The 20,461-nt window shown below is 66.8% G+C and carries 33 protein-coding genes and 1 pseudogene; 1 reads left to right on the top strand and 33 read right to left on the bottom strand.

The annotated features are described in order from the left end of the window. The 4 genes and pseudogenes from ACWDR3_RS32290 to ACWDR3_RS32275 form a co-directional block, all read right to left on the bottom strand. Positions 1-592: pseudogene (locus ACWDR3_RS32290) on the bottom strand (phosphoglucosamine mutase); the annotation flags it as partial. Positions 593-839: 247 nt separating this feature from the next. Next, positions 840-1,367 carry a 30S ribosomal protein S9 gene (gene rpsI / locus ACWDR3_RS32285; RefSeq protein WP_280878442.1) on the bottom strand — a complete coding sequence of 176 codons (528 nt, stop codon included), beginning with the start codon at positions 1,365-1,367 and terminating at the stop codon, positions 840-842. A gap of 46 nt (positions 1,368-1,413) precedes the next feature. Then, on the bottom strand, positions 1,414-1,857 hold the full coding sequence (gene rplM, locus ACWDR3_RS32280; protein ID WP_401714001.1) for a 50S ribosomal protein L13: 444 nt from the start codon (positions 1,855-1,857) through the stop codon (positions 1,414-1,416). A gap of 209 nt (positions 1,858-2,066) precedes the next feature. Further along, positions 2,067-3,215, bottom strand: coding sequence for a glycosyltransferase 87 family protein (locus tag ACWDR3_RS32275; protein ID WP_450356089.1), 1,149 nt, complete (start codon positions 3,213-3,215; stop codon positions 2,067-2,069). 110 nt (positions 3,216-3,325) lie between these two features. Here ACWDR3_RS32275 and ACWDR3_RS32270 point away from each other — a divergent pair, with 110 nt between their 5' ends. Continuing rightward, on the top strand, positions 3,326-4,204 hold the full coding sequence (locus ACWDR3_RS32270; protein WP_450356088.1) for a hypothetical protein: 879 nt from the start codon (positions 3,326-3,328) through the stop codon (positions 4,202-4,204). Between the two features lie 7 nt (positions 4,205-4,211). On the opposite strand, the gene truA is transcribed toward ACWDR3_RS32270, so the two are convergent. The 29 genes from truA to rplD form a co-directional block, all read right to left on the bottom strand. Beyond that, on the bottom strand, positions 4,212-5,069 hold the full coding sequence (gene truA / locus ACWDR3_RS32265) for a tRNA pseudouridine(38-40) synthase TruA (RefSeq protein ID WP_450356087.1): 858 nt from the start codon (positions 5,067-5,069) through the stop codon (positions 4,212-4,214). Between the two features lie 130 nt (positions 5,070-5,199). After that, entirely contained in the window at positions 5,200-5,724 is a 525-nt protein-coding gene (gene rplQ, locus ACWDR3_RS32260) for a 50S ribosomal protein L17 (protein WP_450356086.1), read from the bottom strand. A gap of 83 nt (positions 5,725-5,807) precedes the next feature. Then, positions 5,808-6,830: a DNA-directed RNA polymerase subunit alpha gene (locus tag ACWDR3_RS32255; protein ID WP_019055532.1), complete on the bottom strand. Its 1,023-nt coding sequence runs from the start codon at positions 6,828-6,830 to the stop codon at positions 5,808-5,810. A gap of 115 nt (positions 6,831-6,945) precedes the next feature. Then, positions 6,946-7,350, bottom strand: a complete 405-nt coding sequence (gene rpsK / locus ACWDR3_RS32250) for a 30S ribosomal protein S11 (protein ID WP_003956432.1) — start codon at positions 7,348-7,350, stop codon at positions 6,946-6,948. A 69-nt stretch (positions 7,351-7,419) separates the two neighbouring features. Continuing rightward, complete coding sequence (gene rpsM / locus ACWDR3_RS32245) at positions 7,420-7,800, bottom strand: 30S ribosomal protein S13 (protein WP_019055531.1); 381 nt, start codon at positions 7,798-7,800, stop codon at positions 7,420-7,422. Between the two features lie 230 nt (positions 7,801-8,030). Continuing rightward, positions 8,031-8,144 carry a 50S ribosomal protein L36 gene (rpmJ, locus tag ACWDR3_RS32240; RefSeq protein WP_003998809.1) on the bottom strand — a complete coding sequence of 38 codons (114 nt, stop codon included), beginning with the start codon at positions 8,142-8,144 and terminating at the stop codon, positions 8,031-8,033. Between the two features lie 29 nt (positions 8,145-8,173). Beyond that, positions 8,174-8,395 carry a translation initiation factor IF-1 gene (gene infA / locus ACWDR3_RS32235; protein ID WP_003948620.1) on the bottom strand — a complete coding sequence of 74 codons (222 nt, stop codon included), beginning with the start codon at positions 8,393-8,395 and terminating at the stop codon, positions 8,174-8,176. Between the two features lie 153 nt (positions 8,396-8,548). Continuing rightward, positions 8,549-9,385: a type I methionyl aminopeptidase gene (gene map / locus ACWDR3_RS32230; protein ID WP_450356085.1), complete on the bottom strand. Its 837-nt coding sequence runs from the start codon at positions 9,383-9,385 to the stop codon at positions 8,549-8,551. Positions 9,386-9,506: 121 nt separating this feature from the next. Then, a complete protein-coding gene (locus tag ACWDR3_RS32225) occupies positions 9,507-10,169 on the bottom strand; it encodes an adenylate kinase (protein ID WP_123998302.1) in 663 nt (220 codons plus the stop codon). Continuing rightward, on the bottom strand, positions 10,169-11,482 hold the full coding sequence (gene secY, locus ACWDR3_RS32220; protein ID WP_450356084.1) for a preprotein translocase subunit SecY: 1,314 nt from the start codon (positions 11,480-11,482) through the stop codon (positions 10,169-10,171). The genes ACWDR3_RS32225 and secY overlap by 1 nt, the downstream gene beginning before the upstream one ends. A gap of 187 nt (positions 11,483-11,669) precedes the next feature. Next, positions 11,670-12,125 carry a 50S ribosomal protein L15 gene (gene rplO / locus ACWDR3_RS32215; RefSeq protein ID WP_123998304.1) on the bottom strand — a complete coding sequence of 152 codons (456 nt, stop codon included), beginning with the start codon at positions 12,123-12,125 and terminating at the stop codon, positions 11,670-11,672. A 2-nt stretch (positions 12,126-12,127) separates the two neighbouring features. Then, a complete protein-coding gene (gene rpmD / locus ACWDR3_RS32210; RefSeq protein ID WP_450356083.1) occupies positions 12,128-12,310 on the bottom strand; it encodes a 50S ribosomal protein L30 in 183 nt (60 codons plus the stop codon). A 2-nt stretch (positions 12,311-12,312) separates the two neighbouring features. Then, entirely contained in the window at positions 12,313-12,918 is a 606-nt protein-coding gene (gene rpsE, locus ACWDR3_RS32205; RefSeq protein WP_003992370.1) for a 30S ribosomal protein S5, read from the bottom strand. 38 nt (positions 12,919-12,956) lie between these two features. Then, positions 12,957-13,340: a 50S ribosomal protein L18 gene (gene rplR / locus ACWDR3_RS32200; protein ID WP_450356082.1), complete on the bottom strand. Its 384-nt coding sequence runs from the start codon at positions 13,338-13,340 to the stop codon at positions 12,957-12,959. A gap of 3 nt (positions 13,341-13,343) precedes the next feature. Then, positions 13,344-13,883, bottom strand: coding sequence for a 50S ribosomal protein L6 (rplF, locus tag ACWDR3_RS32195; protein WP_123998307.1), 540 nt, complete (start codon positions 13,881-13,883; stop codon positions 13,344-13,346). A gap of 22 nt (positions 13,884-13,905) precedes the next feature. Beyond that, on the bottom strand, positions 13,906-14,304 hold the full coding sequence (gene rpsH / locus ACWDR3_RS32190; RefSeq protein ID WP_007384075.1) for a 30S ribosomal protein S8: 399 nt from the start codon (positions 14,302-14,304) through the stop codon (positions 13,906-13,908). Positions 14,305-14,512: 208 nt separating this feature from the next. Next, a complete protein-coding gene (locus ACWDR3_RS32185) occupies positions 14,513-14,698 on the bottom strand; it encodes a type Z 30S ribosomal protein S14 (RefSeq protein WP_003948630.1) in 186 nt (61 codons plus the stop codon). A 5-nt stretch (positions 14,699-14,703) separates the two neighbouring features. After that, on the bottom strand, positions 14,704-15,261 hold the full coding sequence (gene rplE, locus ACWDR3_RS32180) for a 50S ribosomal protein L5 (protein WP_053753925.1): 558 nt from the start codon (positions 15,259-15,261) through the stop codon (positions 14,704-14,706). After that, positions 15,261-15,584 carry a 50S ribosomal protein L24 gene (gene rplX / locus ACWDR3_RS32175; protein ID WP_030967306.1) on the bottom strand — a complete coding sequence of 108 codons (324 nt, stop codon included), beginning with the start codon at positions 15,582-15,584 and terminating at the stop codon, positions 15,261-15,263. Before rplX ends, rplE begins: the two co-directional genes overlap by 1 nt. A 2-nt stretch (positions 15,585-15,586) precedes the next feature. Further along, entirely contained in the window at positions 15,587-15,955 is a 369-nt protein-coding gene (gene rplN, locus ACWDR3_RS32170; protein WP_003998823.1) for a 50S ribosomal protein L14, read from the bottom strand. A gap of 101 nt (positions 15,956-16,056) precedes the next feature. Then, positions 16,057-16,344, bottom strand: a complete 288-nt coding sequence (rpsQ, locus tag ACWDR3_RS32165; RefSeq protein WP_450356081.1) for a 30S ribosomal protein S17 — start codon at positions 16,342-16,344, stop codon at positions 16,057-16,059. Further along, positions 16,344-16,568 (bottom strand): 50S ribosomal protein L29, encoded by a 225-nt coding sequence (gene rpmC, locus ACWDR3_RS32160; protein WP_003998824.1) that lies wholly within the window; start codon positions 16,566-16,568, stop codon positions 16,344-16,346. The genes rpsQ and rpmC overlap by 1 nt, the downstream gene beginning before the upstream one ends. After that, entirely contained in the window at positions 16,568-16,987 is a 420-nt protein-coding gene (gene rplP, locus ACWDR3_RS32155; protein WP_030788270.1) for a 50S ribosomal protein L16, read from the bottom strand. Before rplP ends, rpmC begins: the two co-directional genes overlap by 1 nt. A 5-nt stretch (positions 16,988-16,992) precedes the next feature. Beyond that, positions 16,993-17,829: a 30S ribosomal protein S3 gene (gene rpsC / locus ACWDR3_RS32150; RefSeq protein ID WP_069762817.1), complete on the bottom strand. Its 837-nt coding sequence runs from the start codon at positions 17,827-17,829 to the stop codon at positions 16,993-16,995. Further along, a complete protein-coding gene (rplV, locus tag ACWDR3_RS32145; protein ID WP_003974262.1) occupies positions 17,829-18,176 on the bottom strand; it encodes a 50S ribosomal protein L22 in 348 nt (115 codons plus the stop codon). The genes rpsC and rplV overlap by 1 nt, the downstream gene beginning before the upstream one ends. 40 nt (positions 18,177-18,216) lie before the next feature. Then, positions 18,217-18,498, bottom strand: a complete 282-nt coding sequence (rpsS, locus tag ACWDR3_RS32140) for a 30S ribosomal protein S19 (protein WP_030930516.1) — start codon at positions 18,496-18,498, stop codon at positions 18,217-18,219. A gap of 12 nt (positions 18,499-18,510) precedes the next feature. Next, positions 18,511-19,347, bottom strand: a complete 837-nt coding sequence (gene rplB, locus ACWDR3_RS32135; RefSeq protein WP_450356080.1) for a 50S ribosomal protein L2 — start codon at positions 19,345-19,347, stop codon at positions 18,511-18,513. Between the two features lie 38 nt (positions 19,348-19,385). Then, positions 19,386-19,805 (bottom strand): 50S ribosomal protein L23, encoded by a 420-nt coding sequence (gene rplW, locus ACWDR3_RS32130; RefSeq protein WP_402353311.1) that lies wholly within the window; start codon positions 19,803-19,805, stop codon positions 19,386-19,388. After that, complete coding sequence (gene rplD, locus ACWDR3_RS32125; protein ID WP_123998313.1) at positions 19,805-20,461, bottom strand: 50S ribosomal protein L4; 657 nt, start codon at positions 20,459-20,461, stop codon at positions 19,805-19,807. Before rplD ends, rplW begins: the two co-directional genes overlap by 1 nt.

Raw genomic sequence — 20,461 nt, 5'->3', positions numbered from 1 at the left:
CCTCGGGCGAGACCCGCGAGGCAGCGCCATGCGCCTCGTCGAGGACGATCTTCAGCCCGTCGAGCCGGTTGGGGAGTACGCCGATGAGGTGGGCGACGTACTGGTCGAAGCCCTCGTTGTAGCGCCGGACCCGGCCGACGCCCGAGCCGGTGGGGCGGTCCCACGGGGCACCGGTGCGGTGCTCCTCGTAGATCTTCTCGATCCGCTCCTCCAGCTCGTCGTCGAGCTTGTGCCCGCCGCGGGCGAGGAACTTCAGTCCGTTGTCGGGCATGGCGTTGTGGCTCGCGGAGAGCATCACGCCCAGGTCGGCGCCCAGCACGCCGGTGAGATACGCCACCGCGGGGGTGGGCAGCACACCGACGAGCAGTACGTCCACGCCCGAGCTGGCCAGGCCCGCGACCACGGCCGCCTCCAGGAACTCCCCGGACGCCCGCGGATCCCGGCCGACCACCGCCGTGGGCCGGTGACCCTCGAAGGAGCCCGCCTCGGCCAGTACGTGCGCCGCGGCCACGGAGAGCCCGAGGGCCAGCTCCGCTGTCAGGTCCGCGTTGGCGACGCCGCGCACGCCGTCCGTGCCGAAGAGTCGTCCCACTTGTCCTCCTGAGGAAGCGTCAGTTACGGAAGCCGGTGCTGATGCAGTTCTTATGGATGCGGCCCGCACCCACGGCTTTCGCGTCCCAGGCAATCCATGCGATCCACGCATCCCATGCCCGGCCATCCGATCACACAAGCCTTTGAGCGCCTTGTGCCGTTATACGCCCACCGCCGCAATAAACGAACGCCCCGACGGCACTGTGGCGTGCCGCCGGGGCGTTCGGAGTACGAGCAGGCAGCTGCGATTAGCGCTTGCTGTACTGCGGGGCCTTGCGGGCCTTCTTGAGACCGGCCTTCTTGCGCTCGACCGCACGGTCGTCGCGACGGAGGAAGCCGGCCTTCTTGAGGGCGCCGCGGTTGTTGTCCACGTCGGCCTCGTTCAGGGCGCGGGCCACGCCGAGGCGCAGGGCACCGGCCTGACCGGAGACGCCGCCGCCCGCGATGCGCGCGATGACGTCGTAGCGGCCTTCGAGCTCCAGCACCTTGAAGGGCTCGTTGACTTCCTGCTGGTGCACCTTGTTGGGGAAGTAGTCCTCAAGGGTGCGACCGTTGATCTTCCACTTGCCGGTGCCCGGGACGATCCGGACGCGGGCGATGGCGTTCTTGCGACGGCCCAGGCCGGCGGCCGGCTGCGGGTCGCCGAAGCGGGACGCGGTCGACTCCGACGTGTACTCGCCCTCGACGGGCGCGTCGGACTCGGTGGTGTAACTCTCGACGTCGACGAGCTCGGTCTCGGTCTCTTCGACCGGCTGCTCAACGGTGGTCTCGGCCACGGTTCTCCTCAGATTCTTTTCTGTCTTAGGGGGTGTGTGGCCGGAACTACTGCGCGACCTGGGTGATCTCGAACGGCACCGGCTGCTGCGCAGCGTGCGGGTGCTGGTCGCCCGAGTAGACCTTCAGCTTGCCGAGCATCTGACGGCCCAGGGTGTTCTTGGGGATCATGCCCCGGATGGCCTTCTCGACGGCCTTCTCGGGGTTCTTCGCCAGCAGCTCGTCGTAGCGGACGGAGCGCAGACCACCCGGGTAACCGGAGTGGCGGTACGCCAGCTTCTGGGTCTTCTTGTTGCCGGACAGGTGAACCTTGTCGGCGTTGATGATGATGACGAAGTCGCCCATGTCCATGTGCGGGGCATAGGTCGGCTTGTGCTTGCCGCGGAGGAGGTTCGCCGCAGTGGTAGCCAGACGGCCCAGGACGATGTCCTGCGCGTCAATGACGTGCCACTGGCGAGTCACATCGCCGGGCTTGGGGCTGTACGTACGCACTTCGCAGCCTTCTTCTTCAGTGGATGGGTGCTGACACATGGCATCACTGAAGCGATCGTGCAGCTGGGGACGACAATGGCCGGGGACGATGCCCGTATGCCGCCCACTGGTAACTGCTCCAGGGAACCTACGTAAGGGCCTCTCGTTCAAGAACGACCGAGCCGATACGCATAACAACTGGCAAGGTTACCCGCGCTGCCCCGGACGGGTCAAAACGTGACGGCGGGGGCCGCTCCGGCCGACCGCGCGGGCGCCTGCGCCGACCGCGTCCAGCCGTGCGCGGCGACGGTGACCGCCAGCGCGCACAGCGTGACCGCGTCCTTGAACGCCCGCCGCTGGACCGTCTCCAGGTACGGCCAGCTCAGCCCCGGCAGCTGCGGCACCAGAGCCAGCCAGAACCACGGACTCCGGGCGACCGACCCGGCCTGCGGGAGCCCGGCAAGGAGCACGGGAAGCACCACGACCAGATAGTGGTCGTACGACGGTCTGGAGACCAGGAACGCCGAGAGCATCAGCGTCGCCGCGGTCTCGGCGAGCCGCAGCGGCCCGGGCTCGCCGCACCGCCAGCGCCGGTACGCGCACAGCACCCCCGCGCCGGCCCCGAGCAGCGCCGTCGCCCCGGCCACCGCCGCCGGCACCCCCAGCCGCGGCAGCACGGCCGCGGGCGAGGCCTCGTAGAGCCGTACGAAACCGTCGTCGCCGCGGAGCAGGAACGGCAGGGTGCGGGTGAGGAAGCCCGCCGGGTCCGGCAGCAGGAGCGCGGCGGCGGCCGACGCGAGCGCCGGGAGCGCCACCAGGACCGCCAGGGCGCGCCAGCGGCGGGCGAAGACGAAGAGCAGCGCCAGCGGGGCCAGCAGCGGCTTCAGGGCGATCGCCGCGCCCACCACGACGGCCGCCGCCACCCACCGGCCCCGGCTCGCGAGCAGCAGGGCCAGCGGCAGCGCGAGCGCGGATGTCGCCGTCCAGTTCGCCAGCAGCACCAGATGCCCGAAGGGCGCGAAGCCGGCGGCGAGACCGGTGAGGCCGAGCGCGGCGAGCCGGCTCCGGAGCGGAACGCCGTACAGCCGCAGCGCACAGATCCAGCCGAGCCCCAGACACCCGGTCACCACGAGCGGTACCAGCACACGCAGTACAAGAGGGGACAACAGGGTCTGCGGGGCGGCCGCCAGGACCGCGCCCGGCAGATAGAGGAAGTGTGGATCGTCATACGGGGATCCGCCGGCCAACCAGGTCCGCGCGGCGCGTACGACGATCGCGTTGTCCATGCCTCCGTCCGAGGTCAGCCGCGCTGTGCGGGCCGCGGTGGCGCCCAGGACAGCGACGAGCGCCACCCACGACGGCCAGGAAGCAGGTCGCACCAACCACCCGGAGATATCCCTTTTCTCCATATTCACGGGCCCAACGCTAGGTGCTACAGAGCCTGTTGAGACGCACCAGCACGCGCCGTACCCCGTCTAAGATGCGGCCCATGAGCTTTGGGCAGCAGGGAGGGCCCCCGTCCCAGTGGGATCCCTGGAAACCGCAATCGCAGCAGCCGTGGACCGACGGCGGCGGTGACGGCACCCCGGACTGGGCCGCACTCGCCGAGGCGTCCGAGACCCGCAACCGCAGACGCCGCCTGTTCTTCATAGGCGGCGGCGCGGTCGCCACGATCGCGATAGGCACCGCCGTCGCGATGGCCGTCGTGTCCTCGGACGGCGGCAACCAGGCCTCGGGCAACCCGTCCAACCTGCCCGCCAGCGCCTCCATCCCCAGCGGCAGCGCGGCGGCCCCGTCCTTCGAGCCGACCAGCGCGCCCCCGCCGCTGGACCCGAAGGAATTCATCGACAGCAAGGCCAAGGACACGGCCCCCCTCAGCGCGACGCTGCTCTTCCCGGGCACCCAGCTGACCATGGGCTCGGCCGTGTACAAGAAGGGCCCGACGGCGGAGACGAAGAACTGCGCCACCGCCGCCCAGGGCACGCTCCCGAAGGTCCTCACCGCGAGCGGCTGCACCAGCCTGATGCGCGTGACCTACACGAAGGACGGCGTCGCGGTCACCGTCGGAGTGGCCGTCTTCGACACCGAGGCCAAGGCCCTCAAGGCCAAGGGCGACGCGGACAAGAAGGGCTTCGTCAAGCCCCTCACCGGCTCCGGCGTGAAGTCCTTCTGCGACGCCGCGCTCTGCCGCACGACCACCAACTCCTACGGCCGGTACGCCTACTTCACCATCGCGGGCTTCACCAACGCCAAGGACGTCACGACCAAGGACACGAAGGTCTTCTCGACGGGCGACGACCTGGCCGAGTTCACCTTCCGCCAGATCCGCCGCCGCGGCGAGGCCCAGGCGTCGGCGGCGGTCGGCTAGCTCTCGCTCAGCAACACCCGGCCCCGGGCAGCGTCCGCTTGTTGCGCGCCTCCTTGCTGCGCGCGGCAAGCAGCTCGTCGGCCGGGTACACGACCTCCTCCAGCGTCAGCCCGTGCGGCCGTACGACATGCACGGCCGAGTCCCGTACGCCGGCGGCCAGCACCTTGCCCGGCCAGTCCGGCGTGCGGTGCCCGTCCCCCACGAACAGCAGCGCCCCGATCAGCGAGCGCACCATGTTGTGGCAGAAGGCGTCGGCCCGCACGGTGGCGGTGACGATCCCGTCGTCCCCGCGCGCAAGGCTCAACTCCTGCAACGTCCGGATCGTGGTCGCCCCCTCGCGCCGCTTGCAGTAGGCCGCGAAGTCGTGCTCACCGAGCAGCACTTGGGCCGCCTCGTTCATGGCATCGACATCAAGCGGCCAGTCGTGCCACAGCACGTGCCCGCGCAACAGCGGATCGACCCCACCGGGATGATCGGTGACGCGATAGGCGTACCGCCGCCACACGGCCGAGAACCGCGCGTTGAACCCGGCAGGAGCCTCGGCCACGCGCCACACCCGCACGTCCTTGGCCAACCGCCCCGCAAGCCGCTTCAGCAGCTTCTCCCGGTGCTCGGCCCACACCTCCCCCGGCAGATCCACATGCGCCACCTGCCCCCGCGCATGCACCCCGGAATCGGTCCGCCCCGCCACGGTCAGTTCGTACGACGCGTCCCCCGACCGCGTAACGGTCCGCAGAGCCTCCTCGATCTCCCCCTGCACGGTCCGCCGCCCCCCGGCCTGCTTGGCCCACCCGGAGAAATCGGCCCCGTCGTAAGAGAGATCAAGCCGAACGCGCACATAACCGGGCTGAACTTCGTCACTCACCCCTGGATCCTTTCAGATACACAAAAGCGGGCCCGCTCCTGGGAAAGGAACGGACCCGCCAACGCGCCCGTTTTTAGGGGCGCGGGGAACTGCGCGACCAGCCACAGCGGACCGGCAGCCAAAAACGGTGCTACGCGTCCTTGGACTCTTCGTCCTTGGACTCTTCGACCTTGGTCACGTCGACCTTGGCGTCCTCGACCGGGGTCTCCTCGACCTTGGTCTCGACGGGAGCCTCGGCGTCCTTGGCGGCACGCTTGGTGGCGGCCTCGGCCTCGCCAGTCGCAGCCTGCGCGACCGTCAGGGCCTCCACCAGCTCGATGACAGCCATGGGCGCGTTGTCGCCCCGACGGTTACCGATCTTGGTGATACGGGTGTACCCACCGGGACGGTTCTCGTAGCGCGGACCGATCTCGGTGAAGAGCGTGTGGACGACGCTCTTGTCCGTGATCACCTGAAGCACCTGACGGCGGTTGTGAAGGTCGCCCTTCTTGCCCTTGGTGATCAGCCGCTCGGCGTACGGCCGCAGCCGGCGCGCCTTCGCCTCGGTGGTGGTGATACGGCCGTGCTCGAACAGCGACTTCGCGAGGTTCGCAAGAAGCAGCTTCTCGTGCGCGGCACTGCCGCCCAGACGGGCACCCTTGGTGGGCTTCGGCATGTCTTTCTCCTTGGTATCTGCCCCGGCCGTATCAGGTACCGGGGTCAGGACCCGATGAGCGGATGCTCACCGGCAACAACCGATCAGTACTGCTCGGTCTCCACGAAACCCGCGTCCACGTCGTCGTCGGCGCCGAAGGCGTCGGCAGCGGCCGTCGGGTCGAATCCGGGCGGGCTGTCCTTCAGGGCCAGGCCCATGCCGGCCAGCTTCGCCTTGACCTCGTCGATGGACTTCGCACCGAAGTTACGAATGTCGAGGAGGTCGGCCTCGGAACGAGCCACGAGCTCACCCACGGAGTGGATGCCCTCACGCTTGAGGCAGTTGTAGGAGCGGACCGTGAGCTCCAGCTCCTCGATCGGCAGAGCGAGGTCCGCAGCCAGGGCGGCGTCCGTGGGGGACGGGCCCATGTCGATGCCCTCGGCGTCGATGTTCAGCTCGCGCGCGAGACCGAACAGCTCCACCAGGGTCTTACCTGCGGACGCCATGGCGTCGCGCGGCCGCATGGCCTGCTTCGTCTCGACGTCGACGATCAGCTTGTCGAAGTCGGTCCGCTGCTCGACACGCGTGGCCTCGACCTTGTACGTGACCTTCAGAACCGGCGAGTAGATCGAGTCGACCGGGATGCGCCCGATCTCCTGACCGACCTGCTTGTTCTGGACGGCGGAGACGTAACCACGGCCACGCTCGACCGTGAGCTCCATCTCCAGCTTGCCCTTGCCGTTGAGCGTGGCCAGGACGAGGTCGGGGTTGTGCACCTCGACACCGGCCGGGGGCGCGATGTCGGCGGCGGTGACCAGACCCGGGCCCTGCTTGCGCAGGTACATCACCACGGGCTCGTCGTGCTCACTGCTCACGACCAGCTGCTTGATGTTGAGGATCAGGTCGGTGACGTCCTCCTTGACGCCCGGCACGGTGGTGAACTCGTGCAGAACGCCGTCGATCCGGATGCTGGTGACAGCGGCACCGGGAATCGAGGAGAGGAGCGTACGGCGGAGGGAGTTGCCGAGGGTGTAGCCGAAGCCCGGCTCCAGCGGCTCGATCACGAACCGGGAGCGGAACTCGTCGACGACCTCTTCGGTCAACGAGGGACGCTGAGCGATCAGCATGAAGTGAATCCTTCAGTCATGGACACCCACTATTTGATGTCCGACTAGTACTTCAAGGGTACGGGCGGCACGGCACCGGAGTGCCGTACCGCCCGAAACCTGAGACAGCCGTGCGTCAGACGCGGCGGCGCTTGGGCGGACGGCAGCCGTTGTGCGGGGTGGGGGTGACGTCCTGGATGGAGCCGACCTCAAGACCGGTGGCCTGGAGGGAGCGGATCGCGGTCTCGCGACCGGAGCCCGGGCCCTTCACGAAGACGTCGACCTTGCGCATGCCGTGCTCCTGCGCGCGACGGGCGGCCGACTCGGCGGCCATCTGCGCGGCGAAGGGGGTGGACTTGCGCGAGCCCTTGAAGCCGACGTGGCCGGCGGAGGCCCAGGAGATCACGTTGCCCGAGGGGTCCGTGATCGAGACGATGGTGTTGTTGAACGTGCTCTTGATGTGCGCGTGGCCGTGAGCGACGTTCTTCTTTTCCTTGCGGCGCACCTTCTTGGCAGCGCCCTGACGACCCTTGGGGGGCATCTATAACTCCTACGGGGAGGTGGTCGGTCCTACAGCGAAGACCGCTGATGAAGCGTTGTCCGCTGCGGACTACTTCTTGCCCGGCTTCTTCTTGCCGGCGATGGCGCGACGCGGGCCCTTGCGGGTACGGGCGTTCGTGCTGGTGCGCTGACCGCGGACGGGCAGACCACGACGGTGACGGAGACCCTGGTAGCAACCGATCTCGACCTTGCGGCGGATGTCGGCCTGGATCTCGCGACGGAGGTCACCCTCGGTCTTGATGTTGGCGTCGACGTACTCACGAATCGCGACGAGCTGCTCTTCCGAGAGGTCGCGAACGCGGGTGTTGGGGTCGATGCCGGTCTCGGCCAGCGTCAGCTGGGAAAGGGTCCGACCAATGCCGAACACGTAGGTGAGGGCGACCTCCACGCGCTTTTCGCGCGGGATGTCGACACCGGAAACGCGTGCCATTCAATGGCTCCTGGTGATCTTCGGAGGTCTTCCACAGAACCGGTTCCCGTCCGCCGGCCTCTTCGCGCTGTTCAAAAGATGCAGCTGAAGAGTTGGTACGGAACAGGTCCCCAGCCTCCGAGCCGGGGGTATCAGGCGCCTACTACGCCTGGGTCCTGCGTATGAACTTGCTTTGCTCGCGTCGCGCGAATCTCTGCGATATCGATGCAGAGGGAACGGTCAGTCGTGCGTCAGCCCTGGCGCTGCTTGTGGCGCGGGTTCTCGCAGATGACCATGACCCGACCGTGACGGCGGATCACCCTGCACTTGTCGCAGATCTTCTTGACGCTCGGCTTGACCTTCATGGGACTGAGGCTCTCCGAGTCAGAGGGATCTACTTGTAGCGGTAGACGATCCGGCCACGCGTCAGGTCGTACGGAGACAGCTCCACCACGACCCGGTCGTCAGGGAGGATGCGGATGTAGTGCATACGCATCTTGCCGCTGATGTGTGCCAGGACCTGGTGGCCGTTCTGGAGCTCGACCTTGAACATGGCGTTCGGAAGAGACTCGACGACAGTGCCCTCGATCTCGATGGCACCTTGCTTCTTGGCCACGCTTCGCCCTTCGAATCGACTACCTTGATCGACTCAAGTGCTTCCCCTTTGAGGGTGCATGCGGACATGCGGCTGCACGAGAGCCGACGAGTCAGTCTACGTCAGGCCACTCGGAAAGACGAATCGAGGAAGGATGCCCCACCTGCAAGATCCTTAAGCAAGAGGATCCGGCGCAGCCGTGATCCCGAGCTCCGCGAGCTTCGCCTTGCCGCCGTCAGGAGCCGTGAGCACCAGCGGCCCGTCCTCCGTCAGAGCCACCGAGTGCTCCCAGTGGGACGACCACGTGCCGTCCGTCGTGATGACCGTCCAGTCGTCCGCGAGGACCTCGGTCTTGGGCGTGCCGAGGGACACCATCGGCTCGATCGCGAGGCAGAACCCGGGGACCAGCTTGGGCCCCTTGCCCCGCCGCTTCTCGACGTAGTTCAGCAGGTGCGGGTCCATGTGCATCTCGGTGCCGATGCCGTGCCCGCCGTAGTCCTCGACGATCCCGTACTTCCCGCCCCCCGGCTTCGGCTGCCGGCGGATGTACGTCTCGATGGCGCGGGACACGTCGACCAGTCGGTTGCCGACCTTCATCGCGGCGATGCCGGCCCACATCGACTCCTCGGTGACCCGGGACAGCTCGATCAGCTCCGGGGCGTGCCCCGAGCCCACGAACGCCGTGTACGCCGCGTCGCCGTGCCAGCCGTCGATGATCGCGCCGCAGTCGATGGAGATGATGTCGCCGTCCTTGAGGACGACCTCGTCGGACGGGATGCCGTGCACGACGACCTCGTTCACGGACGTGCAGATCGTGGCCGGAAAGCCGCCGTAGCCAAGGAAGTTCGGCTTGGCGTCGTGCTCGGCGAGCACCTTGCGCGCGACCTGGTCCAGATCCTTGGTCGTGGCCCCGGGCACCGCCGCCTCGCGCGTGGCCGCATGGATGGCGGCGACGACCAGGCCCGCCTCACGCATCTTGGCGATCTGCTCGGGGCTCTTGATCTGCACCATGGGGGGCCTGCGCTCTCCGTCACTCACGTCATTCGGATACGTACACAACACTACGGCCGCGACGCCCTGGGTGCCCCGGACAGAGTCTGGGGCAGGGCGTCACGGCCGGATCGGACTGCGACTACTTGTCGTCGTCCTCGCGCTTGAGGGCCTTCAGGGCCCGCTGCGTGACCTCGTCCACCGGACCCATCGCCTCGATCGTCACCACGAGGCCCTGGACCTTGTAGTAGTCGATGATCGGCTCGGTCTGGGTGTGGTAGACCTCAAGGCGCGTGCGGACCGTCGCCTCGGAGTCGTCGTCCCGCTGGTACAGCTCGCCGCCGCAGACGTCACAGACGCCTTCCTTGGCCGGCTTCTTGTACGACACGTGGAAGACGTGCGCCGAGTCGTTGCGGCAGATACGCCGACCGGCGATCCGCTTCACGACCTCTTCCTCGGGTGCTTCGAGATCCAGCACCGCGTCCAGCTTGATGCCCTCGGTGGTGAGGAGTTCGTCGAGCGCCTCGGCCTGCGAGACATTGCGCGGGAAACCGTCCAGGAGGAAGCCGTTCTCCGCGTCGGCCTGCTCCATACGGTCCTTGGCCATCGCGATGGTCACCTCGTCGGGTACGAGGTTGCCGGCGTCCATGTAGGACTTCGCGAGTTTCCCGAGCTCCGTCTGCTGGCTGATGTTGGCGCGGAACAGGTCACCCGTGGAGATGTGCGGGACGCGCAGCTTCTCGGCGAGCCGAGTGGCCTGCGTGCCCTTCCCGGCGCCCGGCGGCCCGACGAGGACGATTCGCATCAGCGGAGGAACCCTTCGTAATTGCGCTGCTGGAGCTGGCTCTCGATTTGCTTCACCGTCTCAAGACCGACACCCACGATGATGAGGATGCTGGTCCCGCCGAACGGGAAGTTCTGGCTTGCCCCGAAGCCGACCAACGCCATCGTCGGTACAAGAGCGATCAGACCCAGATACAGCGAACCCGGCCAGGTGATCCGGTTGAGCACGTACGAGAGGTACTCAGCGGTCGGTCGGCCAGCCCGGATGCCCGGGATGAAGCCACCATACTTCTTCATGTTGTCGGCGACTTCTTCGGGGTTGAAGGAGATCGCCACGTAGAAGAACGCGAAGAAAACGATCAGCAAGAAGTACATGCTGATGTAGATCGGGTGGTCGCCCTTGGTCAGGTTCTGCTCGATCCACGTCTTCCAGCTGGAGTTGCCTCCCGAGAACTGCGCGATGAGCGCCGGGATGTAGAGCAGCGAGGACGCGAAGATGACCGGGATGACACCGGCCTGGTTGACCTTCAGCGGGATGTAGGTCGAGGTACCGCCGTAGGAACGGCGGCCGATCATCCGCTTCGCGTACTGGACCGGGATCCGGCGCTGGGCCTGCTCGACGAAGACGACCAGGCCGACCATGACCAGACCCACGGCGATGACGGTGCCGAACTCGATCCAGCCGTCCGCCAGCGTGCCCTGCTTCTTGATGGCCCACAGCGCCGACGGGAAGGTCGCCGCGATGGAGATGAACATGAGGATCGACATGCCGTTGCCGATGCCGCGGTCGGTGATGAGCTCGCCCAGCCACATGACGACGGCCGTACCGGCGGTCATGCAGATCACCATCGTGATGGTGGTGAAGATGGCCTGGTCGGGGACGATGCCCGACGCGACGGTGCAGCCGGAGAAGAGAGCGCCGCTGCGGGCGGTGGCCACCAGGCCGGTGCCCTGCAGGATGGCCAGCGCCACGGTCAGGTAACGCGTGTACTGCGTGATCTTCGCGGTGCCTGCCGAGCCCTCCTTCTTGAGGGCTTCGAGGCGCGGGATCACCACGGTCAGCAGCTGCAGGATGATGCTCGCGGTGATGTAGGGCATGATGCCCAGCGCGAAGATCGTGATCTGCAGCAGCGCGCCGCCGCTGAACATGTTGACCAGACCGAACAGGCCCTGGTTGCCGGAGGCCTCGTCCACACACTGCTGGACGGCCGTGTAGTTGACGCCGGGAATCGGAATGTGGGTACCGACCCGGTAGACCACGATGATGCCGAGCGTGAAGAGCAGTTTCTTGCGCAGGTCGGGCGTCCTGAACGCCCGGGCGAACGCGGTGAGCACGGTGCCTCCTGCGACCCCCGCGCAACTGCGTCAAGGGTGACGGTCTTGAGGTTCGACGAATAGGAAAAAGAACAGCGCAGGCCACCTTACCGGCGACACCGCTTCCCTAGGAACGACCAACCGGGGATACCCCGTTGTGAGGTATCCCCGGTCGGGATCGTTCAAGTCATCGAGACGCCTGTGGTGTTCAGACGAGCTCGGTGACGGTACCGCCGGCCGCGGTGATCTTCTCCTTGGCGGAACCGGAGACGGCATCCACCGTCACCTGCAACGCCACGGAGATCTCACCCTGGCCGAGGACCTTGACGAGGCTGTTCTTGCGAACAGCGCCCTTGGCCACGAGACCCTCGACGGTGACCTCGCCACCCTCGGGGTAGAGGGCGGAGAGCTTGTCGAGGTTCACGACCTGGTACTCGGTCTTGAACGGGTTCTTGAAGCCCTTCAGCTTCGGAAGACGCATGTGGAGGGGCATCTGGCCACCCTCGAAGCGCTCCGGAACCTGGTAACGGGCCTTCGTACCCTTGGTGCCACGACCGGCCGTCTTACCCTTCGACGCCTCACCACGACCCACACGGGTCTTGGCGGTCTTGGCGCCCGGGGCGGGACGGAGGTTGTGGATCTTGAGCGGGTTGTTCTCCGCCATGATCAGTCGACCTCCTCGACCGTCACGAGGTGACGGACATGGCGAACCATGCCGCGGAACTCGGGGCGGTCCTCCTTGACGACCTGCGAGCTGATGCCCTTGAGACCAAGGGAACGCAGGGTGTCACGGTGGTTCTGCTTGCTGCCGATGTAGGACTTGACCTGCGTAATCCTGAGCTGCGCCATGATTACGCACCCGCCCCGGCACGTGCGCGGAGAAGAGCCGCGGGAGCGACGTCCTCGAGGGGCAGACCACGGCGGGCCGCGATCTCCTCGGGACGCTGCAGGCCCTTGAGGGCCGCCACGGTCGCGTGCACGATGTTGATGGCGTTGTCGGAGCCGAGCGACTTCGACAGCACGTCGTGGATACCGGCGCACTCCAGGACGGCACGCACGGGACCACCGGCGATAACACCGGTACCCGGCGAGGCCGGCTTGAGGAGAACGACGCCGGCAGCCTTCTCACCCTGGATGGGGTGAGGGATGGTGCCCTGGATACGGGGGACCTTGAAGAAGTGCTTCTTGGCCTCCTCAACACCCTTGGCGATGGCGGCCGGCACCTCCTTGGCCTTGCCGTAACCGACACCCACGGTGCCATCGCCATCGCCCACTACGACCAGCGCAGTGAAGCTGAAGCGACGACCACCCTTCACAACCTTGGCGACGCGGTTGATCGCGACGACGCGCTCAACGTACGCGGTCTTCTCGGCGGCAGCTGCGCCGCCGTCACGGCCCTTCCGGTCCCGCCGCTCGCCGCCACCGGCACCGCCACCGCGGCGCTGGGGTCCAGCCATTGGAATTACCTCTCTCTATATCCGCTAGCTACGGCGGCTCAGAACTTGAGCCCGGCCTCGCGGGCGGCGTCCGCCAGAGCGGCGATGCGCCCGGCGTACTGGTTGCCACCGCGGTCGAACACAACTGCCTCGACACCGGCGGCCTTGGCACGCTCGGCGACAAGAGCGCCGACCTGCTTCGCCTGCGTGGACTTGTCGCCCTCGCCACCACGCACCGTGGTGTCCAGGGTGGACGCCGACGCCAGGGTGTGACCCTTGATGTCGTCGATCACCTGGGCCACGATGTGGCGGTTGGAGCGGGTAACGACCAGACGGGGACGCTCCGCCGTTCCGTTGATCCGCTTGCGGATCCGGATGTGACGGCGCTTGATCGCGGCGCGCTTGTAGGCGTCGCCCTTCAGGATCTTCTGTCCGTATGCCATGGCTTACTTACCCGCCTTTCCGACCTTGCGGCGGATGACTTCGCCCTCGTACTTGACACCCTTGGCCTTGTACGGGTCGGGCTTGCGCAGCTTGCGGATGTTGGCCGCAACCTCGCCGACCTTCTGCTTGTCGATGCCCTCGACCGAGAAGTGCGTCGGGTTCTCGACCTTGAACGAGATGCCCTCGGGCGCCTCGACGGTGATCGAGTGGCTGTAGCCGAGCGCGAACTCGAGGTTCGAACCCTTGGCCGCAACGCGGTAACCGACACCGCTGATCTCGAGCTTCTTCACGTAACCCTCGGTCACGCCGGTGATCATGTTCGCCACCAGCGTGCGGGACAGGCCGTGCAGGGCCTTGTTCTGACGCTCGTCGTTGGGGCGGGTGACGTTGAGCACGCCGTCCTCACCCTTGGCGATGTCGATCGGCGCGGCAACGGTGTGGGACAGGGTGCCCTTGGGGCCCTTGACCGACACCGTGCGGCCGTCGATGGTGACGTCCACGCCGGCGGGAACCGTGATGGGGAGCTTGCCAATACGCGACATAGCTTCTTCCGATTCCTTTCCGCTACCAGACGTAGGCGAGGACTTCTCCGCCTACGCCCTTCTTGCCGGCCTGCTTGTCGGTGAGGAGCCCGTGGGACGTGGAGATGATCGCCACACCCAGGCCGCCGAGCACCTTCGGCAGGTTGGTGGACTTCGCGTACACCCGGAGACCGGGCTTGGAGATCCGCTTGATGCCCGCGATGGAGCGCTCACGGTTCGGGCCGAACTTCAGCTCGAGAACGAGGTTCTTGCCGACCTCGGCGTCCTCGACCTTCCAGCCCGTGATGAAGCCCTCCTGCTGGAGGATCTCCGCGATGTGAGACTTGATCTTGGACGCCGGCATCGTCACTGAGTCGTGGTACGCCGAGTTCGCGTTCCGCAGACGCGTAAGCATGTCTGCGATCGGATCAGTCATGGTCATGAAGTGGCCTTCGGCCTCTCTCGCCGGGGTTTCCTGGTGCGCCATCCCTCTCCCCGATCCGAGACGGGGCGGGTGCGGCACGGTGGACCTACGGCGTAGTAAGTCTTACGGGCGTCAGAGCGCCCAACCCTCCTAGCCTAAGCCATGGAGGGGTGGGCTCCTGACCAAACCCTTTGCTTACCGAGAGACTCCGGAATCCCTGAAGGGATTACCAGGAGCTCTTGGTCACGCCCGGCAGCTCGCCACGGTGGGCCATCTCACGAAGGCACACGCGGCACAGGCCGAACTTGCGGTACACGGAGTGCGGACGGCCGCAGCGCTGGCAGCGCGTGTAGCCACGCACACCGAACTTGGGCTTACGAGCAGCCTTGGCAATCAGAGCCTTCTTCGCCATCTCGCTTATGCCTCCTTGAAGGGGAAGCCGAGGTGACGGAGAAGGGCACGGCCTTCGGCGTCGTTGGTCGCCGTGGTGACCACGGTGATGTCCATACCCCGGACGCGGTCGATCTTGTCCTGGTCGATCTCGTGGAACATGACCTGCTCCGTGAGACCGAAGGTGTAGTTGCCACGGCCGTCGAACTGCTTGGGGGACAGACCGCGGAAGTCGCGGATGCGCGGGAGCGCGAGCGACAGGGTGCGGTCCAGGAACTCCCACATGCGGTCGCCACGGAGCGTGACGTGGGCACCGATCGGCTGACCCTCGCGCAGCTTGAACTGCGCGATGGACTTGCGGGCCTTGGTGATGGCCGGCTTCTGACCGGTGATGGTGGTCAGGTCACGGACGGCACCGTCCATGAGCTTGGAGTCACGGGCGGCGTCGCCGACACCCATGTTGACCACGATCTTGACGAGGCCGGGGATCTGCATGACGTTCTCGTACTTGAACTCGTCACGCAGCTTGCCCGCGATCTCCTCGCGGTACTTCGTCTTGAGACGCGGAGTGGTGGTGGTAGCCATCAGATGTCCTCACCCGTCCGCTTGGCAACGCGGATCTTGTTGCCCTCGTCGTCGAAGCGGTAACCGACACGCGTGACGACCTTGTTGCCGTCCTTCTCAACGACCAGCTGGACGTTGGAGACGTGGACGGGCGCCTCGGTCGTGACGATGCCGCCGGCCTGCGAACCGCGAGCGGTCGGGCCGGCCTTGGTGTGCTTCTTGACCCGGTTGACACCCTCGACCAGGACGCGGTCCTCGCGGGGGTAGGCCGCGATGACCTTGCCCTGCTTGCCCTTGTCCTTGCCGGTGATGACCTGAACCAGGTCGCCCTTCTTGATCTTCATGCTTACAGCACCTCCGGAGCCAGCGAGATGATCTTCATGAACTTCTTCTCGCGCAGCTCGCGCCCGACCGGGCCGAAGATGCGGGTACCACGAGGGTCGCCGTCGTTCTTGAGAATGACAGCGGCGTTCTCGTCGAAGCGGATGTACGAGCCGTCCGGACGGCGGCGCTCCTTGACGGTGCGAACGATGACCGCCTTGACGACGTCACCCTTCTTCACGTTGCCACCGGGGATCGCGTCCTTGACGGTGGCGACGATGACGTCACCGATGCCCGCGTAGCGGCGACCGGAGCCACCGAGCACACGGATGCAAAGGATTTCCTTCGCACCAGTGTTGTCGGCGACACGCAGTCGCGACTCCTGCTGGATCACGTCTATCTCCTGTTTGTCTGCCGGTTCCCGGGGCGGGTGCGCAACTCACACACCCGCCCCGAGCCTGGCGGAACTGTCCTGCGGGGATGCCCGCAGGAGATTTACTTGGCCTTTTCGAGGATCTCGACGATGCGCCAGCGCTTCGTCGAGGACAGCGGCCGGGTCTCCGCGAGGAGGACACGGTCGCCGACGCCTGCGGCGTTCTGCTCGTCGTGGGCCTTGAGCTTGTTTGTACGGCGGATGACCTTGCCGTACAGCGCGTGCTTCACGCGGTCCTCGACGGCGACGACGACGGTCTTGTCCATCTTGTCGCTGACGACGAGACCCTCACGGGTCTTGCGGAAGCCGCGGGCCTCTGCGGTCTGCTCAGTCACGTTGTTCTCACTCATCAGGCGCTCTCCACCGTCTCGATGCCCAGCTCGCGCTCACGCATCAGGGTGTAGATCCGCGCGATGTCCTTGCGGACGGCCTTGAGCCGACCGTGGTTCTCGAGCTGACCCGTCGCCGCCTGGAAGCGGAGGTTGAACAGCTCTTCCTTGGCTTCGCGGAGCTTCGCCAGAAGCTCCTCGTCACCCAGTTCGCGCAGCTCGGACGCCTTGGTACCGGCCGACATCACGCTTCACCTGCCTCGCGCTTGACGATCCGGCACTTCATCGGCAGCTTGTGGGCTGCGCGAGTCAGGGCCTCACGGGCGATCTTCTCGTTGGGGTAGGACAGCTCGAACATGACCCGGCCCGGGTGCACGTTCGCGATCCACCACTCCGGAGAACCCTTACCGGAACCCATGCGGGTCTCGGCAGGCTTCTTCGTCAGCGGGCGGTCCGGGTAGATGTTGATCCAGACCTTGCCGCCACGCTTGATGTGGCGGGTCATCGCGATACGGGCCGCCTCGATCTGGCGGTTGGTCACGTACGCCGGAGTGAGGGCCTGGATGCCGTACTCGCCGAACGCAACCGTCGTACCGCCCTTGGCCTCGCCGCGGCGCTTGGGGTGGTGCTGCTTGCGGTGCTTGACCCTACGGGGGATCAGCATGTCGGTCAGGCCTCCGTTCCGGTGCTCTCAGCCGGAGCGGCGGCGGCGGGAGCCTCGGCCTTGGGGGCCTCGGCACCGGCAGCCTGCTGCGGCTTGCGACCGCGCCGCTCGCCACCGCCGCCACGGCCACCACGGGCCGGACGGTCGGCGCCGCCGCCACCGCGAGCCGGGCGGTTACCCGCACGGGCGGCAGCGTTCTCAGCGCGGACCTCGGCGATGTTCTTGACATCGCCCTTGTAGATCCAGACCTTCACGCCGATGCGGCCGAAGGTCGTCTTGGCCTCGAAGAAGCCGTAGTCCACGTTCGCGCGGAGCGTGTGCAGGGGCACGCGGCCCTCGCGGTAGAACTCCGAGCGGGACATCTCGGCGCCGCCGAGGCGACCGCCGCACTGGATCTTGATGCCCTTGGCGCCGGCCTTCATCGCCGACTGCATGCTCTTGCGCATGGCACGGCGGAAGGAGACGCGGGAGGAGAGCTGCTCGGCGACGGCCTGGGCCACCAGCTGAGCGTCCGTCTCCGGGTTCTTGACCTCAAGGATGTTGAGCTGGACCTGCTTGCCGGTCAGCTTCTCCAGGTCACCGCGGATGCGGTCGGCCTCGGCGCCACGGCGGCCGATGACGATGCCCGGACGCGCGGTGTGGATGTCCACACGCACACGGTCACGGGTGCGCTCGATCTCCACCTTCGAGATGCCGGCGCGCTCCATGCCGGACGTCATCATCCGACGGATGGCGACGTCTTCCTTGACGTAGTCCTTGTACAGCTTGTCGGCGTACCACCGGGACTTGAAGTCCGTGGTGATGCCGAGCCGGAACCCGTGCGGGTTTACCTTCTGGCCCATTACCGGGTTCCTTCCTTGCTGCTGACGACCACGGTGATGTGGCTGGTCCGCTTGCGGATCCGGTAGGCACGGCCCTGGGCGCGCGGCCGGAACCGCTTCAGGGTCGGACCCTCGTCGACGTACGCCTCGGAGATGAAGAGGCTGTCGGCGTCGGTGTGGTCGTAGTTGTGCGCGGCGTTGGCAATGGCGCTGTCGAGCACCTTGCCGACCGGCACGCTCGCGGCCTGCGGGGCGAAACGCAGGACCGCCTGAGCCTCCGTGGCGTCCATGCCACGGATGAGGTCCACCACGCGGCGGGCCTTCATGGGCGTGACGCGGATGTACCGCGCCTGGGCCCTGGCTTCCATGGTTGTCCCTTCAGTGTTTGTCATGGTCAGTCACCCCGCGCTAGCGGCGCTTCGACTTCCGGTCGTCCTTGACGTGACCCCGGAAGGTGCGCGTCGGCGAGAACTCGCCGAGCTTGTGGCCGACCATCGACTCGGTGACAAACACCGGGATGTGGGTCTTGCCGTTGTGCACCGCGATCGTGTGGCCCAGCATGGCCGGGACGATCATCGAGCGGCGGGACCAGGTCTTGATGACGTTCTTGGAACCGGCTTCGTTCTGAGCATCCACCTTCTTGGCGAGGTGCTCGTCGACGAAGGGCCCCTTCTTGAGACTGCGCGGCATCTAAACCCGCTCCTAGCGCTTCTTGTTCGTCTTGCGGCGGCGGACGATGTACTTGTTCGAAGCCTTCTTCGGCGAACGAGTACGACCCTCCTTCTGACCCCACGGGCTGACCGGGTGGCGACCACCGGAGGTCTTGCCCTCACCACCACCGTGCGGGTGGTCGACCGGGTTCATCGCCACACCGCGAACGGTCGGGCGGACGCCCAGCCAGCGCTTGCGGCCGGCCTTGCCCCAGTTGATGTTGCTCTGCTCGGCGTTGCCGACCTCGCCGACCGTGGCGCGGCAGCGCTGGTCGACCAGGCGGATCTCACCGGACGGCATGCGGAGGTGGGCCATCGAGCCCTCCTTCGCGAGCAGCTGCACGGAGGCACCGGCGGAGCGGGCGAACTTGGCGCCGCCGCCCGGACGAAGCTCCACGGAGTGGATCGTCGTACCGACCGGGATGTTGCGCAGCGCCAGGTTGTTGCCCGGCTTGATGTCGGCCCCGGGACCGTTCTCGACGCGGTCGCCCTGCTGCAGGTTGCGCGGGGCGAGGATGTAGCGCTTCTCGCCGTCCGCGTAGTGCAGCAGCGCGATGCGCGCGGTGCGGTTGGGGTCGTACTCGATGTGCGCGACCTTCGCCGGCACGCCGTCCTTGTCATGGCGACGGAAGTCGATGACACGGTAGGCGCGCTTGTGTCCGCCACCCTGGTGGCGAACGGTCACACGACCGGCGTTGTTACGGCCGCCCTTGCTGTGCAGCGGGCGGACCAGCGACTTCTCCGGCGTGGACCGCGTGACCTCGACGAAGTCGGCGACGCTGGCACCACGACGGCCCGGCGTAGTCGGCTTGTACTTGCGGATTCCCATTTCTCAGTCCTCGTCCGATATCGGACGATCCGACCCGCTTACGCGGACGGACCGCCGAAGATGTCGATACGGTCGCCCTCTGCGAGGGTCACGATCGCTCGCTTGCTGCCCGCGCGCTGACCGAAGCCGGTCTTGGTGCGCTTGCGCTTGCCGATGCGGTTGATCGTGTTGACCCCGGTGACCTTGACCGAGAAGACCGCCTGGACGGCCTGCTTGATCTGGGTCTTGTTGGCGTTCGGGTCGACGATGAACGTGTACTTGTTCTCGTCCAGGAGCGCGTAGCTCTTCTCCGACACGACCGGCTTCAGCAGCACGTCACGGGGGTCCGTGTACGACTTGCTGAGCGGCGTGACGACGGTGTTCTTGCCCTCGGTCGCGTGGCGCTTGGCCTTCGCGACGCGCGCGGCCTTGGCGGCCTTGGCCGCCTTGGCGGCGATGCTCGGGTGGCGCGTAGCCATCAGGCCTCGCTCCCTTCGGTGTCATTGGCCTTCGGGCCGGACACGAAGGACTCGAACGCGGACTGGGTGAAGACCACGTCGTCCGAGACGAGAACGTCGTACGTGTTCAGCTGGCCCGGCTCCAGGATGTGGACCTGGGGCAGGTTGCGGGCGGACAGCCACGCGGCCTCGTCGGCGCGCTCGATGACCAGGAGCAGGTTCTTGCGCTCCGAGATCTTGCCGAACAGCGTCCGGGCGGACTTCGTGGACGGGTTGTCGCCCTCGATGAGTCCGGAGACGACGTGGATGCGGTTGTGGCGGGCCCGGTCGGTGAGGGCGTGGCGCAGGGCCGCGGCCTTCATCTTCTTCGGGGTCCGCTGCGAGTAGTCACGCGGCTGCGGGCCGTGGACGACGCCACCGCCGGCGAACTGCGGCGCACGGGTCGAGCCCTGGCGGGCGCGGCCGGTGCCCTTCTGGCGGTACGGCTTCTTGCCACCACCACGGACCTCGCCACGACGCTTGGTCTTGTGCGTGCCCTGACGGGCCGCGGCCAGCTGCGCGACGACTACCTGGTGGATCAGCGGGATGGAAACCTTCTCGACGTCGAAGATCTCCGCGGGGAGCTCGACGGATCCGGCCTTCTCGCCCGCCGGCGAAAGGATGTCAACAGTGCTCAT

This window comes from Streptomyces sp. NPDC001002 (genome assembly GCF_053599215.1).
Note: the sequence above shows the minus strand (reverse complement) of the source record. Positions and strands in the feature narration are given on the sequence as shown.

Coding starts and splice junctions, on each gene's coding strand:
- rplE (WP_053753925.1), bottom strand. CDS start 15,261: ATGGCTACCACCACCACTCCGCGTCTCAAGACGAAGTACCGCGAGGAG.
- ACWDR3_RS32185 (WP_003948630.1), bottom strand. CDS start 14,698: ATGGCGAAGAAGGCTCTGATTGCCAAGGCTGCTCGTAAGCCCAAGTTC.
- ACWDR3_RS32270 (WP_450356088.1), top strand. CDS start 3,326: ATGAGCTTTGGGCAGCAGGGAGGGCCCCCGTCCCAGTGGGATCCCTGG.
- rplR (WP_450356082.1), bottom strand. CDS start 13,340: ATGGCATACGGACAGAAGATCCTGAAGGGCGACGCCTACAAGCGCGCC.
- rplO (WP_123998304.1), bottom strand. CDS start 12,125: ATGGCGGAGAACAACCCGCTCAAGATCCACAACCTCCGTCCCGCCCCG.
- rplB (WP_450356080.1), bottom strand. CDS start 19,347: ATGGGAATCCGCAAGTACAAGCCGACTACGCCGGGCCGTCGTGGTGCC.
- rpsM (WP_019055531.1), bottom strand. CDS start 7,800: ATGGCACGCGTTTCCGGTGTCGACATCCCGCGCGAAAAGCGCGTGGAG.
- rpmJ (WP_003998809.1), bottom strand. CDS start 8,144: ATGAAGGTCAAGCCGAGCGTCAAGAAGATCTGCGACAAGTGCAGGGTG.
- rplX (WP_030967306.1), bottom strand. CDS start 15,584: ATGAAGATCAAGAAGGGCGACCTGGTTCAGGTCATCACCGGCAAGGAC.
- rpsC (WP_069762817.1), bottom strand. CDS start 17,829: ATGGGCCAGAAGGTAAACCCGCACGGGTTCCGGCTCGGCATCACCACG.
- rpsQ (WP_450356081.1), bottom strand. CDS start 16,344: ATGAGTGAGAACAACGTGACTGAGCAGACCGCAGAGGCCCGCGGCTTC.
- rpsH (WP_007384075.1), bottom strand. CDS start 14,304: ATGACCATGACTGATCCGATCGCAGACATGCTTACGCGTCTGCGGAAC.
- rplQ (WP_450356086.1), bottom strand. CDS start 5,724: ATGCCGAAGCCCACCAAGGGTGCCCGTCTGGGCGGCAGTGCCGCGCAC.
- ACWDR3_RS32255 (WP_019055532.1), bottom strand. CDS start 6,830: ATGCTGATCGCTCAGCGTCCCTCGTTGACCGAAGAGGTCGTCGACGAG.
- rplD (WP_123998313.1), bottom strand. CDS start 20,461: ATGAGCACTGTTGACATCCTTTCGCCGGCGGGCGAGAAGGCCGGATCC.
- rpsS (WP_030930516.1), bottom strand. CDS start 18,498: ATGCCGCGCAGTCTCAAGAAGGGGCCCTTCGTCGACGAGCACCTCGCC.
- rpmD (WP_450356083.1), bottom strand. CDS start 12,310: ATGGCGCAGCTCAGGATTACGCAGGTCAAGTCCTACATCGGCAGCAAG.
- rplP (WP_030788270.1), bottom strand. CDS start 16,987: ATGCTGATCCCCCGTAGGGTCAAGCACCGCAAGCAGCACCACCCCAAG.
- rplF (WP_123998307.1), bottom strand. CDS start 13,883: ATGTCGCGTATTGGCAAGCTCCCCATCACGGTTCCCGCCGGCGTGGAC.
- map (WP_450356085.1), bottom strand. CDS start 9,385: ATGGTGCAGATCAAGAGCCCCGAGCAGATCGCCAAGATGCGTGAGGCG.
- rpsE (WP_003992370.1), bottom strand. CDS start 12,918: ATGGCTGGACCCCAGCGCCGCGGTGGCGGTGCCGGTGGCGGCGAGCGG.
- rplW (WP_402353311.1), bottom strand. CDS start 19,805: ATGGCTACGCGCCACCCGAGCATCGCCGCCAAGGCGGCCAAGGCCGCC.
- rpmC (WP_003998824.1), bottom strand. CDS start 16,568: ATGTCGGCCGGTACCAAGGCGTCCGAGCTGCGCGAACTGGGTGACGAG.
- rpsK (WP_003956432.1), bottom strand. CDS start 7,350: ATGCCCCCCAAGGGTCGTCAGGGCGCTGCCAAGAAGGTGCGCCGCAAG.
- ACWDR3_RS32225 (WP_123998302.1), bottom strand. CDS start 10,169: ATGCGAATCGTCCTCGTCGGGCCGCCGGGCGCCGGGAAGGGCACGCAG.
- rplV (WP_003974262.1), bottom strand. CDS start 18,176: ATGGAAGCCAGGGCCCAGGCGCGGTACATCCGCGTCACGCCCATGAAG.